The following is a 14,844-nucleotide window of genomic DNA, read 5'->3' as shown; positions in this document are numbered from 1 at the left end:
GACTCAGCACGGCTTGGTCGAGCCCAACGCCGCCGAGCCGCTCGCGAGCGCGCGCGGGCGAAAGCAACCTGATAGACCTACCGAGCGCTTCTCCGCCAAAGGTATCGAAGCTTCGGGAAACACCGGAAACTCTCGCCATCGCGTTGAGTTGGCAGCGACTGGGTGCGATCGCTTGGAGCGGGAGGATGGTCGACGAAGTCACGGTGAGAACGGCGGCAGAGACGGCCTGGACCGTATACCGGGCGGCGCACCCTGACGTCGACGTTCAGGACAGCCGCCGTTGCCTGCTTGAGCGCTATGACGGGAAGAGCGAGAGAGCGATGCCGAAGAACTCGCCAGCTTCGGGATAGCCTACCTGCACCAGCTTCCCGAGGACGAATGTTGACGGGCATGAAGATGCTCGTCGCGCGCGTGGTTCGCGAGAGCACAAGGCCCGGTTGGACGCTGCTCGCGATTTCATACCTTATTTCCGCCGTCATCGTGATTGCCCTGCGGTTGTGATCGGGGCCTAAGGGTGTTGTTACGTCATCGATCGCTCCTCACCTGCGCGCGCAGACGCGCCGTGCGCGGGGCCGTCAAGGCCGGCCGTCGTGTTGTCCTGACGTCATGTTCTGCTGCCGCCAGGCTGCGCCTTGGCGGCCCCGCGCACGGCGCGAGGATCAGGCCGGTCGGGACGCCGTCTCCTCCGTCGTGACGCATTCGAAGGCGCGTCCCTTGTTGAGGACCGCCCAGGCGATCCGGGCGAGCTTGTTGGCGAGCGCAATCGCCAGCACGTTGTGGTGTAATCGCTTTTTGGCGGCTTTGATCCAGGAGTCGAGGCCATAGCGCTCCCAGCACTTGACCTTGACCAGCACAACCCACGCGGCTTGCACGAACAGCGCGCGCAGGTAGCGATTGCCGTGCCGTGATATACTGCCGAGGATCGTGCGGTCGCCGGTCGATATCTGTTTCGGCACCAGTCCAAGCCAGGCACCGAAGTCGCGGCCTTTCGAGAACACGTCTCCAGTGCCGATCGCGGCCACCATCGCGCTCGAGATGATCGGGCCAATGCCAGGCACCGTCATCAGTCGCTGGCAGGCCTGATCTTGACGGGCGAGTGTTTCGATCTCGTTCGAGAGACCCTCGATACGCTCATCCAGCCGGCGCCAATCGTCCGCCAGAGCCTCGATGATGCGCAACATGCGAGGCGAGAGCACATCAGTGCGAGTTGCCAAGATACCCGGCAACTCGAACCGCAGGGAATGCAGGCCTTGCCGCACGGCGATGCCCCGCTCCAGCAGGAACGCACGGATCTGATTGATGGCGCCGGTACGCTGACCGACCAATCGATCGCGGACGCGGTGCAGTGCCTGAAGATCGAGCTGATCGGCGGTCTTGGTCGCGACGAACTTCATGGTCGGGCGTTGGACCGCCTCGGCGATGGCCTCCGCATCTCGGAAGTCATTCTTCTGTCCCTTCGAATACGGGCGCACGTATTTCGCCGGCATCAGGCGGGCGTCGTGGCCAAGCATTTGGAGCTTGCAGCTGAGATGATGGGCGCCGACGCAGGCTTCCATACCGATCAAGCACGGCGGCAGATTGGCAAGTCGCGCCTCGACCTGGCCACGCGACCATTTCTGCCGCAGCACGATCGCACCACGGTGATCCTGCCCTACGACATGGAACGAGTTCTTGCCGATATCGATGCCGATCACGGCGATCGCTGCGTTGAGTCGGGCTCCGCTCGGATTGGTGCCTCTGGTCGCCTCCAGTTCTGGCCGCCCTGTCGGCGCCAGATTAGCGAATCCCACTCCGGATACCTCGCGGGTCGATGCCTCGATTCGAGGCAACGTAGTCGATCTCACCGCGGGAAGTGCCGATATCCATCAGTTCCCTGTCACTTAGGTCGCACAACGCCGCGCGCAATTTCTGCCGTTCGCGCCGCTCTTGAAAGGCATCCCAGTATTTCCAGATGAGGCCAGACGCGTACCGTGTCGATGCGGATGTCCGTTCCAGCCACGTTGTGCTGTAGGTCGTGCTCATTGCGGTGTCTCCCTCGGAATGCTCTCTAGGGTGCCAGGAGATCGGTGGGCGCGCTTGACCGGCAGCTTACATTTTCCTCATCGGCAGCTTATTCTTGCATTTTCTAGCGGGGCCAAAGCGCTAGCCGGTGATCGGGGGCTCCTCATGCAAGGGATTTCGTTGCGCTATCTGTTTGAGGACTACGCATTAGACCCGGAGCGTCGCGAGCTATATCGCGGCGCGGATGTCGTCTCCGTGGCGCCACAGGTATTTGATCTGCTGAACTACTTGATCCGCAACCGCGATCGCGTCGTCGGCAAAGACGACCTCATCAACGCCATTTGGAATGGGCGCAGCGTGTCGGATGCAGCATTGACGACCCGCCTGAATGTCGCCCGGAGCGCGATTGGCGACACCGGCGAGGAACAGCGCCTCATCAAGACACTGCCACGAAGGGGTTTCCGCTTCGTCGGGCCAGTGCGGGAAGTGCAAGTGCCCGGAGGCGCGGCAGTGGCCGACAAGTCGGTGGCGCCGCCGACATCCGTCCTCACACTGCCGGATAAACCCTCGATTGCGGTACTTCCGTTCGCGAACCTGAGCTCCGATCCGGAGCAGGAGTATTTCGCAGATGGCGTCGTCGAGGATATCACGATGGCCCTCTCTCTCTTTCGTTGGCTGTTTGTGATCGCACGCAATTCCAGCTTCACGTACAAAGGCCGGACCGTGGACGTGAAGCAGGTCGGCCACGAGCTTGGAGTGCGCTACGTACTCGAAGGTAGCGTGCGCAAAGCCGGAAACCGCGTTCGTATCGCGGGTCAGCTTATCGATACCGAAACTGGAGCACATCTCTGGGCGGACCGCTTTGAGGGGCCGATCGAGGATATGTTCGATCTACAGGACCATGTGACTTCCAGCGTCGTGGGAGCAATCGCCCCGAAGCTGCAGCATGAGGAGATCAAGCGGGCTAGGCGCAAACCAACCGAAGATTTGGATGCGTACGACTATTACCTGCGGGGGCTGGCGAAAGCTCGTTGGTCCGAGGACGCGAACAACGAGGCGCTCCAGCTCTTTTACAAGGCGATCGAGCTGGACACTCGTCTGGCCTGTGCCTATGGCATGGCCGCTTGGTGCTATGTTCGACGCAAAGCGCTTGGTTGCATGAACGATCAAGTGCAGGAAAGTGCGGAAGCCACACGGCTGGGCCGGAAGGCAGTGGATCTGGGGGCAGATGATCCATTCGCGCTATGTATGGGTGGATACGCTCTCGCCTTTGTAGCCCATGAGTTCGATGACGCTGCGGCTTTCATGGATCGGGCACTGGCCGTCAATCCAAACTTAGCCAGAGCTTGGATGCTCAGTGCCTGGTTGAGAGTTTGGAGAGGCGAGCCGGACCTCGCACTTGAGCACTCTGCGCATGCCATGCGCCTAAGCCCGCGCGATCCGTCCATGTACTACACCACGCACGGAGCCATGGCATATGCTCATTTTCTGGCGAGCCGCTACGATCTTGCGTTGTCATCCGCCGAAAAGGCAATGCGCGACAATCCGAGTTTTCTGCTGTCAATCTGCATTTCCGCAGCCAGCAATGCGCTCGCCGGACGGCTTGAGCAAGCGCAAAGAGCCATGTTACGCGCGCTCGAATTCAATCCCGATTTGCACGCCTCCAATCTAAGAGATTTGGCACCATTTCGCCGGACGGAGGACTTCGCGATCTTCGCTAGAGCTCTCCGTGACGCCGGCCTGCCAGAGTGAGACGCGCTCCGTCGCGCGCGGCAGCGCGATTTGTCAAGTAGCACTCGACATGTCGGCTCGTGGCCACACGCGAAGAAGAACGAAAAGCTTCCCGGGTCCGGTGTCAGGGGAAGAGCGGACTTGGGCCGCATGGTCGCCGACCGCACCTGTTGTGTTGACACCCAGCGGCTGTTCGAGCGGCTACAGCCTCCCGGCTAACCAGCTGGTATTTTTGTCCGCAGCTCTTGGGTACCGCGTTGCTGATCGGCACCTCGTTATACCCTGCGCGAGGCTGGAATTGACGCGATCGAGCAGGCAGCGGCGGCCGCTCCATGTTTTCGACATGCGGTCAGGCTAGATCGGCGGGGCAAAGTGGCCCACAAAAGGGAGGTATCGATGTACATCAATTGGGACGTAACGATACGCTTTGACCCGAGCTCGGTCCTGCCTTCCACACAGCATGGCATTCCTGTTCCGAGTTACGGAAACTATGGTGGCCCAAACTATTCTGCTGGCGAAGAAGGTGGGAGAACTCCTGAGTTCGGAACAGCCGACTATCTGGCTCATCCTCCAAAGGACGATCTCGATCAGCTCTTTTATGCACACGATCTCGTCTATCAGCATTTGAGGGATGGCACTGCAACCCCACAGCAGACCTTCGATGCGGATGCCAAGCTGCTGGAGGGCATGTACGCGCTAACGCAGTCAGAACCTGCGCTGTTCGCCAACGACCCTGAAGCACTTCTCTATGAGGGGTTCGCCACCATCGGCATTCTCGGCAAGATTGAAACTACGCCGGGCGAAAGTGAATATCTCCACTCGACTCTTTCTCAGTCCGAGGAGCTGTTGCTGGCTACTGCGGCAATACAAAACTTTGAGACTGGACTCGCCGAAACGCCAGGCAACGAATCCCGCAGCTTGCATGGCGCGTTGCACGTGTTCGAAGCTCATTTCGGAGATCTTCTGCTCGCATAAGAGGAGCAGTTTTAGAGGGACTGTTGATCGGCTATTCGCTGCTACGAAAAGGTCGCCCGACGGGGTGACCTCTGTTCGTCGTTCACGGCTTCCTTTGGGCTGCGAATTTGTGCACGTCGGGCGATGAACGTCCGCTTGCGCCGAACGCTGCCGCTCCGGTAACGTCGCTGCTGGCCCATCAGCGAAGTAACGCCTCGTCTGACGGAGGTCCGCTCATTGGGGCATGGCGGACTAGAGTTGCTCACCCCGAGTTCTTCGCATTGTGTGAAGGGTTTCGGATGCCGGCCCAATGATTGACGGTGCCGCGGGCTCCGAGGGTCGGCGTCCGAAAGCCTCCAAGGGAGGAAACCGCGGGAGGGGATACGTTGGTGGTGCGGCGTGCGCTATGGGGATTTGAGCGCCGCGGGCGGAGCGTGCGATTGGGATCGAGCCGACGCAGCAAGCTGGCTGACGATGCCGCGGCTGATGGAAGAGCGACAGATTGCGTCGAACGCAGCAAATTGTCGGGCGATTTTAGACGACAGCTTTACATCTGAGTGCACTCTGCCGTGGCCGGTCGAGAGCCGGCGCGTGTAACGAGCAGATTTGTAGGACTTTGACGCGGTCATGAGGTGTCGATCCTGATGACGCTCTGAGGACCTGTTGGCTGGTACCGTGACGTTGCACCGCGCGCGAAGACCTCGATGACGATCATGCGACCGCCGCAGCACGGACAGCTCGGCTTGCTGGGATCGATGGCGGCAGCGGTGGGCTCATCTTGAGGTTTTGCAACGGCGAGCAGCTCACGGGCGCGGGCGATGTTATCGGCGCAAGCGCCTTTGGCGAACAGGCCGTAGTGGCGGATGCGGTGGAAGCCGCGTGGCAGCACGTGGATGAGGAAGCGGCGGATGAACTCGAAGGTCCCGAGCGTCATCTGCTTGTAGCGATCACGGCCCTCGATGCGATAGTCCTTCCACTTGAAGGTGACGCCACGCTGGTCGCAGGCAATCAGGCGGCTGTTGGCGATGGCAACACGGTGGGTGTAGCGCGACAGATAGGCCAGCACTGCCTCGGGACCGCCGAACGGCCGCTTGGCGTAGACGACCCACTCGGCCTTGCGCAGCGGGGTGAGGTAAGCTGCGAAGGATTGCGCCTCGGCGAGGTGGGCGTAATCGCCGAAGAAGCTGAGGCGGCCGGCTTGGTGGGCAGCGACGAGCTTCTCCAGGAACACGCGCCGGAACAGGCGGGAGAGTACGCGCACCGGCAGCAAGAAGCCCGGCCGGCACGATATCCAGCGCTTATTGTCCAGCGAGATGCCGCCGCCCGGCACGATCATGTGCACATGCGGGTGATGGGTGAGCGCCGAGCCCCAGGTGTGCAGCACGGAGGTAATGCCGATCCTGGCCCCCAAATGCTTCGGATCGGCGGCGATCGTCAGCATGGTCTCGGCCGAGACCTTGAACAAGAGGTCGTAGAGGACGGTCTTGTTCTGGTAAGCGATGTCGGCGATGGCCGCCGGCAGCGTGAACACCACATGATAGTACGGCACCGGCAGCAGCTCGGCCGCGCGGTCGGCAAGCCATTCCTTCGCGGCGGCGCCCTGGCACTTCGGGCAGTGCCGGTTGCGGCAGGAGTTGTAGGCGATGGTCGTATAGGCGCAGTCCTCACAGCGCGCGACATGGCCGCCGAGGGCTGCCGTGCGGCAGCGCTCGATCGCCGACATCACCTTGAGCTGGTGGAGGCTGACATGGCCGGCATGGGCCTTGCGCCATGCCGGGCCATGGTCGCGGAAGATATCCGCAACCTCCAAAGCCGGGCGCGACACCGCTTTGGCGTCAGCCGGGCGGCCGGATCTCCTTGAGTTTGAGCGCGATGTGCTCCAGCGGGCTCATGACCTCGCTGATCGTCTTGGTCGCGACGCGGGTATACAGCGCCGTGGTGTCGAGCTTGGCATGACCGAGCAGCACCTGGATCACGCGGACATCGATGTTCTGCTCCAGGAGGTGGGTAGCGAAGCTGTGCCGCAAGGTGTGCAGCGAGACGCGCTTGTTGATCTCCGCCATTTGCGCAGCGGCGTGACAGGCGCGATTGAGCTGGCGCGTGGTCATCGGCTGCGCCGGATCGCGTCCCGGGAACAGCCAACCCTGCGGACGCGCCGCCTTCCACCAGGCCCGCAGCAGGTCCAGCAGGCTCGGCGATAGCATGACGTGACGGTCCTTGCCGCCCTTGCCCTGCTCGACGCGGATGATCATGCGCTTGCTGTCGATATCGGAGACCTTGAGCGAGACCACTTCAGTGGCGCGCAGGCCAGCGCCGTAGGCCACGCTCAAGGCCGCCTTGTACTTCAGCCCCGGCGCGGCATCGAGCAGCCGCGCCACTTCCTCGACGCTGAGCACCACCGGCAGCTTGCGCGGCTCGTGAATGACATGGGTGTGTTCGACGATCTCGTGGCGCTTGAGCGTGACCCGAAAGAAGAACCGCAGCGTCGAGACGGTCTGGTTGATGGTCGGCACGCCAACGCCGCTTGCCGTCAGATGTAGCTGATAGCGGCGCACGTCCTCGAAGGTCGCCGTATCCGGCGAGCGCCCGAGAAACGCGGCGAAGTTCTTGATTCTTTGCACGTAGTCATGTTGGGTCTTCGGCGCGAGCTTGCGGATCGTCATGTCCTCGATCATGCGCCGGCGCAACGGGCTCATTGCCTCGTCGGTCATGGGGATGCTCCTGTCTTGGATGAAGGTTGCGAACCCCTCATCTCAAGACAGGACGCCCCGTCGCGCTATCGTCTTGGCTGTGTCGCCAGCCCCGGGGTCCTACCGCGCGAGCGGTTTAGTCCTTTGTCGCGAAGCAGACTTCGGGCACCCAAAGTGCTATGCTTCAGCCAAACGTAGCCAATAAGGCACTATCATGCCGTACCTCATGCGAACTCCCGCGGTAGAAGAGCTGCCCGCGCTCTCAGCGTTATGTTTTCGGTCGAAAGCAGTATGGGGTTACGATAACGACTTCATGGAGGCGTGCCGTCGTGAACTCTCGTTTGATCCGCTTGAATTGCAGTCAACCTCGATCGTTGTTGCGGAAGAGCACGGGAGAATCGTTGGCGTCGCGCAGGTCAAGGTGGTTGGAAAGGAAGCCGACTTGCTCAAGCTCTTCGTTGAGCCTACCGTGCTGAGAGGTGGTGTAGGCAGGGCTCTATTTGTTTGGGCCTGCGGTCGGGCAGCAGCTATGGGCGCAGACAAGCTTATGATCGAGGGCGACCCGCAGGCCCCGCCCTTCTATAGACGGATGGGTGCAGAAGACTGCGGTTTCGTGCCGTCTGGCTCGATAGCCGGAAGATTGCTTCCAAAACTCGTTAGAGACCTGCGAGAATGCGAAGTTCGGGCGGCGTCCTCAGTTGTCGGCTGATCGAGGTAGACCAGAAGCAACCGGCCGACCTTCCAAACTGCGCTCATGACCCACAACAGACATCCACGCGGCTGCGGGTATACTGTCCTGTATGACCATCGAACTCGTCCTGCTCGCCGCAAGCGTAGTCCTCGGCATCGTGCACATCATTATCGTGTCGCACCTGCAGAGCTGGCAACGAGGCTATTGGTGGACTGCCAGCTCAAGGGAACACAGCGTTGCGCCGCTCACCGGCATTGCCGGAAGGGCTGAACGAGCACTTCGAAACCATCTTGAGATCTTTCCATTCTTCTCCGCTGCAATTCTTGCCGTCACCGTGACAAACACCCACAGCTGGCTGACCGTCTGGGGAGCCCACTTCTACTTTTGGGGTCGCATCCTCTACGCAATCCTGTATATGGCGGACCTGCCGTTAGCTCGTTCGCTCGTGTGGAACATCCCGACGACCGGCATCCTGATGATTGTTGCCGGGCTATTCCTGAAGTGACGGACCGCACGATCTAGGCTCATGTGTGGCACCTCTTCGCTTCCTCTGAAATGGTTAGCAGCGGATGCCAGCCTCGGCTTACCTCAACGCAGGCTTGTTCGTGGTCGCCGCGGCCGCCGCATTGTTCGTCGCAGCTGGCACGGTCGCCATCCCGGGCTTTTGGGCGTATCTCGCAATCTTTGCCGTCGTCATGATCGTTTCGTTCGCGATGCTCGATCCAGACCTCTTGCGCGAACGTATGCGGCCGGGCGGCATGAAGCCGCCACTCGCGCTGAAAGTCTTCTCGCTGGTTCTGTTTATGCATTGGATCGTTGCCGGGCTCGACCGTGGGCGTTTCCATGCCCGGCTGGCTGCAAGGCATTTGTCTGTTCACGGTCGGGTCCGGTTACGCCCTGGCACTATGGGCGATGCACGTGAACCGGTTCTTCTCCTCGGTCATTCGCATCCAGTCCGACCGCGGCCAGTACGTCGTTACCACGGGGCCTTACGCCTTCGTTCGCCATCCTGGATACACCGCCGGGATACTGATTATAGCGGCAAGCGGACCCGCACTCGAATCGTGGCTCGCGGCCGCGCTCGTTGTGATCTTCAGCCAGCCGTTTCTGCTCCATGGCACCATCACCGAGGATCGAATTCTTCACGTAGAGCTTGCGGGCTATTCGGACTACGCCGCGCGGGTCCGATGGCGGCTCGTCCCGAGCATTTGGTGAGAGCCAAACCTCACTCGGGAAAGATGCTCCTCGCCAAACGGGTCCAGCCTCTCGTAAATTCTGGTCCCATGAAGAATGAGACCGCGTGGATCGTTGTACCTGCTATCGGGGCGTTGCCCTGCTACTGGCCGCAAGAGTAATCCATGGGACCTGGCTTCTACGATCCACATCTAACACCCGAAAGCATCGCCGAGAACTACGTAAAGGTCGAATCGATCGAGGGCTTCTTCGAGCCGGGTCCGTTCGAGCCCGGGTAATCGAACTGCTCGTCGAAGCCCGGCAGACCTGCCGACGATCAGATCGGTCAAATTCGAGTTTGTCATAACCTCAAGACCGCGAAAGTGCCCGGGCTTGAAATATCACCAATGGTGTCGGCCCGCGCCGACGAGATCATCGGGTGACGATCCTGCCCATACCGGTTTGGCAGCCGCGTTCGACAGTCTAATGAGTCCGGAGTCCGGAAGTGGCCGATACTGCTGAAAAAGTCGAAAATAGTACCAGCGCAAAAATCTTGCTGAAATCAGCTCAGGGCGACCTCCGAAAGAAAAGCCTTCACGGCAAAGCTAGGAAGACCGCAGAGCGATCCAGTGTAGATTGACGTGGTCCCCGGTGTCTAACGGCGTCGACCGCACCGGTAGCACCTTAGAAAATAGGCGTGCGCGTCACATGGGACTTTTTCAACGGAATCGACCCTTAACGACGGTTTGCGCGACGCCTGAATATTTCCGAAGTTGAGGGTAGTCCGCACTTTGGCTGCTAACGGCGCTAAACCGGACGCCACGCGGATAGCCCAATTCGGTCGAGAATGACCCTAGCCGCTTCGAGCCGCCCTGAGGGGATCTTGGTGGTTGGGCGGGGGCAGGCAGTGTGGCATAATCCACGACGTGGACCCGTTAAGTCCATTGCTTCTTTGTCAAAGGAGAATCGCCATGTCCACGTACATGCTTCTCTGCAATTTCACCGAGCAAGGTGTTCGGACCATCTAGGACATGCCGCAGCGTCGAGCGGCCGCCAGGGAGTTGGGCAAAAAGTTTGGCGTTGACATCAAGGCCGGCTATCTCGCCATGGGAACATATGACCTCATCATCCACGCCGAGGCCACCGACGATGAGGCCATGGCCAAGTTTCTCTTGTCGCTGGCCGCCATCGGGAACGTACGAACGACTTCGGTCAAGGTGTTCGCGGAAGCGGACGTTGACAAGATCATCGCGGGACTTGCGTAAGCTAACGCAAATCAAAACGAAGGTCAGTTGTTGTGAAGGGTTTCGGATGCCGGCCCAATGATTGACGGTGCCGCGGGCTCCGAGGGTCGGCGTCCGAAAGCCTCCAAGGGAGGAAACCGCGGGAGGGGATACGTTGGTGGTGCGGCGTGCGCTATGGGGATTTGAGCGCCGCGGGCGGAGCGTGCGATTGGGATCGAGCCGACGCAGCAAGCTGGCTGACGATGCCGCGGCTGATGGAAGAGCGACAGATTGCGTCGAACGCAGCAAATTGTCGGGCGATTTTAGACGACAGCTTTACATCTGAGTGCACTCTGCCGTGGCCGGTCGAGAGCCGGCGCGTGTAACGAGCAGATTTGTAGGACTTTGACGCGGTCATGAGGTGTCGATCCTGATGACGCTCTGAGGACCTGTTGGCTGGTACCGTGACGTTGCACCGCGCGCGAAGACCTCGATGACGATCATGCGACCGCCGCAGCACGGACAGCTCGGCTTGCTGGGATCGATGGCGGCAGCGGTGGGCTCATCTTGAGGTTTTGCAACGGCGAGCAGCTCACGGGCGCGGGCGATGTTATCGGCGCAAGCGCCTTTGGCGAACAGGCCGTAGTGGCGGATGCGGTGGAAGCCGCGTGGCAGCACGTGGATGAGGAAGCGGCGGATGAACTCGAAGGTCCCGAGCGTCATCTGCTTGTAGCGATCACGGCCCTCGATGCGATAGTCCTTCCACTTGAAGGTGACGCCACGCTGGTCGCAGGCAATCAGGCGGCTGTTGGCGATGGCAACACGGTGGGTGTAGCGCGACAGATAGGCCAGCACTGCCTCGGGACCGCCGAACGGCCGCTTGGCGTAGACGACCCACTCGGCCTTGCGCAGCGGGGTGAGGTAAGCTGCGAAGGATTGCGCCTCGGCGAGGTGGGCGTAATCGCCGAAGAAGCTGAGGCGGCCGGCTTGGTGGGCAGCGACGAGCTTCTCCAGGAACACGCGCCGGAACAGGCGGGAGAGTACGCGCACCGGCAGCAAGAAGCCCGGCCGGCACGATATCCAGCGCTTATTGTCCAGCGAGATGCCGCCGCCCGGCACGATCATGTGCACATGCGGGTGATGGGTGAGCGCCGAGCCCCAGGTGTGCAGCACGGAGGTAATGCCGATCCTGGCCCCCAAATGCTTCGGATCGGCGGCGATCGTCAGCATGGTCTCGGCCGAGACCTTGAACAAGAGGTCGTAGAGGACGGTCTTGTTCTGGTAAGCGATGTCGGCGATGGCCGCCGGCAGCGTGAACACCACATGATAGTACGGCACCGGCAGCAGCTCGGCCGCGCGGTCGGCAAGCCATTCCTTCGCGGCGGCGCCCTGGCACTTCGGGCAGTGCCGGTTGCGGCAGGAGTTGTAGGCGATGGTCGTATAGGCGCAGTCCTCACAGCGCGCGACATGGCCGCCGAGGGCTGCCGTGCGGCAGCGCTCGATCGCCGACATCACCTTGAGCTGGTGGAGGCTGACATGGCCGGCATGGGCCTTGCGCCATGCCGGGCCATGGTCGCGGAAGATATCCGCAACCTCCAAAGCCGGGCGCGACACCGCTTTGGCGTCAGCCGGGCGGCCGGATCTCCTTGAGTTTGAGCGCGATGTGCTCCAGCGGGCTCATGACCTCGCTGATCGTCTTGGTCGCGACGCGGGTATACAGCGCCGTGGTGTCGAGCTTGGCATGACCGAGCAGCACCTGGATCACGCGGACATCGATGTTCTGCTCCAGGAGGTGGGTAGCGAAGCTGTGCCGCAAGGTGTGCAGCGAGACGCGCTTGTTGATCTCCGCCATTTGCGCAGCGGCGTGACAGGCGCGATTGAGCTGGCGCGTGGTCATCGGCTGCGCCGGATCGCGTCCCGGGAACAGCCAACCCTGCGGACGCGCCGCCTTCCACCAGGCCCGCAGCAGGTCCAGCAGGCTCGGCGATAGCATGACGTGACGGTCCTTGCCGCCCTTGCCCTGCTCGACGCGGATGATCATGCGCTTGCTGTCGATATCGGAGACCTTGAGCGAGACCACTTCAGTGGCGCGCAGGCCAGCGCCGTAGGCCACGCTCAAGGCCGCCTTGTACTTCAGCCCCGGCGCGGCATCGAGCAGCCGCGCCACTTCCTCGACGCTGAGCACCACCGGCAGCTTGCGCGGCTCGTGAATGACATGGGTGTGTTCGACGATCTCGTGGCGCTTGAGCGTGACCCGAAAGAAGAACCGCAGCGTCGAGACGGTCTGGTTGATGGTCGGCACGCCAACGCCGCTTGCCGTCAGATGTAGCTGATAGCGGCGCACGTCCTCGAAGGTCGCCGTATCCGGCGAGCGCCCGAGAAACGCGGCGAAGTTCTTGATTCTTTGCACGTAGTCATGTTGGGTCTTCGGCGCGAGCTTGCGGATCGTCATGTCCTCGATCATGCGCCGGCGCAACGGGCTCATTGCCTCGTCGGTCATGGGGATGCTCCTGTCTTGGATGAAGGTTGCGAACCCCTCATCTCAAGACAGGACGCCCCGTCGCGCTATCGTCTTGGCTGTGTCGCCAGCCCCGGGGTCCTACCGCGCGAGCGGTTTAGTCCTCTGGCACATAACGTCGGCCAGCGCAGGGACATGTCTGAAGTTGACGGCAGACCGGAAATAACAAGCCGACCTTCAAAACAACGCTCATGACCCGGAATGGACATTGGGTCGCAGCCGCGAAGGCTCGTTGGTACAGCCGTTCTGCTCTGTTTGGAAACAGGCATCTGATAAATTTGGCCGACGCCATCGACTGGGAGACGGCATGATGACAGCTGCGTCGGAAGTCAAATCTGCGGGCGCGAACATTCAGGCAAGCACGATCAGCACCATTGTGCTCGGCTTTGCAGCCGATCCAATGGCCCGTTGGGTTTGGTCCGACTCATCCGAATATCTCAGGATTATGCCTGAGTTCGTTAACGCATTTGGCGGACGGGCATTCGAGCATGGCACGGCTTACATCACGGAAGGGGCTCGCGCGGCCGCCCTGTGGCTGCCGCCCGGCGTCGAGCCTGATGAAGCGGCCATGGGCGCAATCATGGCGCAGTCTCTTCGTCCGGAGATCGCCGACGATATTCCACACCTGCTTCAGGGAATGGCCGAACATCATCCCCACGAGCCACATTGGTATCTGCCCCTCATTGCCGTCGATCCGAACTGGATCGGCCAAGGCCTCGGCACATTGCTGATGAAACACGCTCTTCGACGATGTGACGAGGAGGGCATCGCCGCCTACCTTGAAAGTTCGAATCCGCGAAACATTTCCCTTTATGAGCGCCACGGCTTCAGGATCATCGGTGAGATACAACACGGATCTTCGCCGACGATGACGCCAATGTTGCGGACGGTTTCTTGAGCGGAATGGCGGCCGGTTCTCCTTCCAACAGGAGGTATATATCGGCATAGCCTTCGCTTCAAACTGACTACGTCCGCAGGTGGGCCCCAAGGCGAAGTGGAGCGATCGATCGTTGAGGTCCGCTGTTAGTTGCAGAACGGACCTGCCGCTCTGCTCACAGCTCGCGCTCCATCGCCGGGTGTTTGCGGTTCTTCACCTTGATCCAGTGCTTGGTCCTACCGCCCTGATACGGCCGGTCACGCCGCTTGGATACCAGCCCTTCAAGTCCTACAGCTCGAAACAGATCAGGCCCAAGCTCGCCACGCTCAAACGGATTGACGAACACGCCTTCAGGACGCCGCGCCAATAGGCGCTCCAAGTTCGTCTTCCGCATCGACCGCGGGAGCATGCGCAAGTCGTCACTGCCTTCAGTAAGAATATCGAAGGCGCAGAACTGCACCTCGTGATCGTGCTTGCGCGAGTGAAGCGCGTTGAAATCGGAGATGCCATCGACGCCGAGCACGACTTGCTTCGCCATCGAGGACAAAATGCTTGATCCGGTTCTTGAGGGCGGCTTCGACGAGCCTGCTCGGCATGCCATCGCCGTCCAAGCCGGCGGCGATGGCTTTGATCCGATTGAGGTCAACGCTTCGGTAGCGACGCCATCACCTCGCCCGCGTCCCCGTCTTCAAGGCAAGGAGTGACGGTCAACGGGAGTAGGTCAGCCCATTGAGAGACCCAACGATACATGGCCTTTGGATCAGTCGATTCGGAGATGGCAAATCCCTGACCGTTCATGCCATGCCAACGCCCCAACATCTTGACGCCCTCGGGTGGTGCGCCACCGGTTTCTAAGAACCGTGCGACTGCTGTGTTGAATGTGCCTTGAGGTACAGTCCAAGCGACTATGAACTTCATGTGAGTCTCCCAAAATTGCAATTTAATGGATGAAACTCGCGGGTTGGCCGCTCGCATACGATAGCGCC

General features: G+C 60.9%; 16 protein-coding genes and 1 pseudogene. 8 read left to right on the top strand and 9 right to left on the bottom strand.

All coding sequences use genetic code 11. The features are described from left to right. Positions 1–659: 659 nt before the first annotated feature. Together LRP30_RS36745 and LRP30_RS36740 are read right to left on the bottom strand one after the other, a co-directional pair. Positions 660–1,751, bottom strand: coding sequence for an IS110 family transposase (locus tag LRP30_RS36745; RefSeq protein WP_249761914.1), 1,092 nt, complete (start codon positions 1,749–1,751; stop codon positions 660–662). Between the two features lie 25 nt (positions 1,752–1,776). Next, positions 1,777–2,022 carry a DUF1127 domain-containing protein gene (locus LRP30_RS36740; protein WP_249757963.1) on the bottom strand — a complete coding sequence of 82 codons (246 nt, stop codon included), beginning with the start codon at positions 2,020–2,022 and terminating at the stop codon, positions 1,777–1,779. A 159-nt stretch (positions 2,023–2,181) separates the two neighbouring features. On the opposite strand from LRP30_RS36740, the gene LRP30_RS36735 reads away from it, so the two are divergent. Both LRP30_RS36735 and LRP30_RS36730 read left to right on the top strand, forming a co-directional pair. After that, positions 2,182–3,753, top strand: coding sequence for a winged helix-turn-helix domain-containing protein (locus LRP30_RS36735; RefSeq protein WP_128937587.1), 1,572 nt, complete (start codon positions 2,182–2,184; stop codon positions 3,751–3,753). A 375-nt stretch (positions 3,754–4,128) separates the two neighbouring features. Beyond that, positions 4,129–4,707 carry a hypothetical protein gene (locus LRP30_RS36730; RefSeq protein WP_128936281.1) on the top strand — a complete coding sequence of 193 codons (579 nt, stop codon included), beginning with the start codon at positions 4,129–4,131 and terminating at the stop codon, positions 4,705–4,707. Positions 4,708–5,311: 604 nt separating this feature from the next. On the opposite strand, the gene LRP30_RS36725 is transcribed toward LRP30_RS36730, so the two are convergent. Next, positions 5,312–6,511 carry an IS91 family transposase gene (locus LRP30_RS36725; RefSeq protein WP_249757957.1) on the bottom strand — a complete coding sequence of 400 codons (1,200 nt, stop codon included), beginning with the start codon at positions 6,509–6,511 and terminating at the stop codon, positions 5,312–5,314. Positions 6,512–6,521: 10 nt separating this feature from the next. Then, positions 6,522–7,397: a site-specific integrase gene (locus LRP30_RS36720; RefSeq protein WP_249757956.1), complete on the bottom strand. Its 876-nt coding sequence runs from the start codon at positions 7,395–7,397 to the stop codon at positions 6,522–6,524. A 193-nt stretch (positions 7,398–7,590) separates the two neighbouring features. On the opposite strand from LRP30_RS36720, the gene LRP30_RS36715 reads away from it, so the two are divergent. Beyond that, positions 7,591–8,085, top strand: coding sequence for a GNAT family N-acetyltransferase (locus LRP30_RS36715; protein WP_249757962.1), 495 nt, complete (start codon positions 7,591–7,593; stop codon positions 8,083–8,085). A gap of 91 nt (positions 8,086–8,176) precedes the next feature. Beyond that, entirely contained in the window at positions 8,177–8,572 is a 396-nt protein-coding gene (locus tag LRP30_RS36710; protein WP_249757961.1) for an MAPEG family protein, read from the top strand. 19 nt (positions 8,573–8,591) lie between these two features. Here LRP30_RS36710 and LRP30_RS36705 read toward each other — a convergent pair whose 3' ends face one another. Beyond that, a complete protein-coding gene (locus LRP30_RS36705) occupies positions 8,592–8,912 on the bottom strand; it encodes a hypothetical protein (protein ID WP_249757960.1) in 321 nt (106 codons plus the stop codon). Between LRP30_RS36705 and LRP30_RS36700 the strand changes: the two genes are divergently transcribed. Next, positions 8,911–9,282, top strand: coding sequence for an isoprenylcysteine carboxylmethyltransferase family protein (locus LRP30_RS36700; protein ID WP_249757959.1), 372 nt, complete (start codon positions 8,911–8,913; stop codon positions 9,280–9,282). The two genes, LRP30_RS36705 and LRP30_RS36700, sit on opposite strands and share 2 nt — an antisense overlap. Before the next feature lie 989 nt (positions 9,283–10,271). Continuing rightward, a complete protein-coding gene (locus LRP30_RS36695; protein ID WP_249757958.1) occupies positions 10,272–10,505 on the top strand; it encodes a GYD domain-containing protein in 234 nt (77 codons plus the stop codon). Positions 10,506–10,877: 372 nt separating this feature from the next. On the opposite strand, the gene LRP30_RS36690 is transcribed toward LRP30_RS36695, so the two are convergent. Together LRP30_RS36690 and LRP30_RS36685 are read right to left on the bottom strand one after the other, a co-directional pair. Next, positions 10,878–12,077 (bottom strand): IS91 family transposase, encoded by a 1,200-nt coding sequence (locus LRP30_RS36690; protein ID WP_249757957.1) that lies wholly within the window; start codon positions 12,075–12,077, stop codon positions 10,878–10,880. Positions 12,078–12,087: 10 nt separating this feature from the next. Further along, positions 12,088–12,963: a site-specific integrase gene (locus LRP30_RS36685; RefSeq protein ID WP_249757956.1), complete on the bottom strand. Its 876-nt coding sequence runs from the start codon at positions 12,961–12,963 to the stop codon at positions 12,088–12,090. A gap of 328 nt (positions 12,964–13,291) precedes the next feature. On the opposite strand from LRP30_RS36685, the gene LRP30_RS36680 reads away from it, so the two are divergent. Then, positions 13,292–13,879 (top strand): N-acetyltransferase, encoded by a 588-nt coding sequence (locus LRP30_RS36680; protein ID WP_128937586.1) that lies wholly within the window; start codon positions 13,292–13,294, stop codon positions 13,877–13,879. Between the two features lie 154 nt (positions 13,880–14,033). Here the strand turns inward: LRP30_RS36680 and LRP30_RS36675 are convergent. Continuing rightward, positions 14,034–14,442, bottom strand: a pseudogene (locus LRP30_RS36675) (DNA ligase); the annotation flags it as partial. On the opposite strand from LRP30_RS36675, the gene LRP30_RS36670 reads away from it, so the two are divergent. Then, the gene (locus LRP30_RS36670; protein ID WP_164940623.1) at positions 14,407–14,562 is read left to right on the top strand and encodes a hypothetical protein; all 156 of its coding nucleotides are present in this window, start codon (positions 14,407–14,409) and stop codon (positions 14,560–14,562) included. The pseudogene LRP30_RS36675 and the gene LRP30_RS36670 sit on opposite strands and share 36 nt — an antisense overlap. Here the strand turns inward: LRP30_RS36670 and LRP30_RS36665 are convergent. After that, entirely contained in the window at positions 14,501–14,776 is a 276-nt protein-coding gene (locus tag LRP30_RS36665; protein WP_128936276.1) for a DUF3303 family protein, read from the bottom strand. The genes LRP30_RS36670 and LRP30_RS36665 overlap by 62 nt on opposite strands. Positions 14,777–14,844 lie beyond the last annotated feature (68 nt).

The sequence above is a fragment of the Bradyrhizobium sp. C-145 genome (genome assembly GCF_023375135.1).
Classification (GTDB): domain Bacteria; phylum Pseudomonadota; class Alphaproteobacteria; order Rhizobiales; family Xanthobacteraceae; genus Bradyrhizobium; species Bradyrhizobium zhanjiangense.
The sequence above is the reverse complement of the archived record's forward strand: the minus strand, read 5'-3'. Positions and strand labels throughout refer to the sequence as shown.

What these genes read in the sequence shown, in the direction of transcription:
- LRP30_RS36730 (WP_128936281.1), top strand. Translation starts at nt 4,129, where the DNA reads ATGTACATCAATTGGGACGTAACGATACGCTTTGACCCGAGCTCGGTC.
- LRP30_RS36710 (WP_249757961.1), top strand. Translation starts at nt 8,177, where the DNA reads ATGACCATCGAACTCGTCCTGCTCGCCGCAAGCGTAGTCCTCGGCATC.
- LRP30_RS36670 (WP_164940623.1), top strand. Translation starts at nt 14,407, where the DNA reads ATGCTTGATCCGGTTCTTGAGGGCGGCTTCGACGAGCCTGCTCGGCAT.
- LRP30_RS36665 (WP_128936276.1), bottom strand. Translation starts at nt 14,776, where the DNA reads ATGAAGTTCATAGTCGCTTGGACTGTACCTCAAGGCACATTCAACACA.
- LRP30_RS36705 (WP_249757960.1), bottom strand. Translation starts at nt 8,912, where the DNA reads ATGGAAACGCCCACGGTCGAGCCCGGCAACGATCCAATGCATAAACAG.
- LRP30_RS36680 (WP_128937586.1), top strand. Translation starts at nt 13,292, where the DNA reads ATGACAGCTGCGTCGGAAGTCAAATCTGCGGGCGCGAACATTCAGGCA.
- LRP30_RS36700 (WP_249757959.1), top strand. Translation starts at nt 8,911, where the DNA reads ATGCCCGGCTGGCTGCAAGGCATTTGTCTGTTCACGGTCGGGTCCGGT.
- LRP30_RS36685 (WP_249757956.1), bottom strand. Translation starts at nt 12,963, where the DNA reads ATGACCGACGAGGCAATGAGCCCGTTGCGCCGGCGCATGATCGAGGAC.
- LRP30_RS36695 (WP_249757958.1), top strand. Translation starts at nt 10,272, where the DNA reads ATGCCGCAGCGTCGAGCGGCCGCCAGGGAGTTGGGCAAAAAGTTTGGC.
- LRP30_RS36720 (WP_249757956.1), bottom strand. Translation starts at nt 7,397, where the DNA reads ATGACCGACGAGGCAATGAGCCCGTTGCGCCGGCGCATGATCGAGGAC.
- LRP30_RS36740 (WP_249757963.1), bottom strand. Translation starts at nt 2,022, where the DNA reads ATGAGCACGACCTACAGCACAACGTGGCTGGAACGGACATCCGCATCG.
- LRP30_RS36715 (WP_249757962.1), top strand. Translation starts at nt 7,591, where the DNA reads ATGCCGTACCTCATGCGAACTCCCGCGGTAGAAGAGCTGCCCGCGCTC.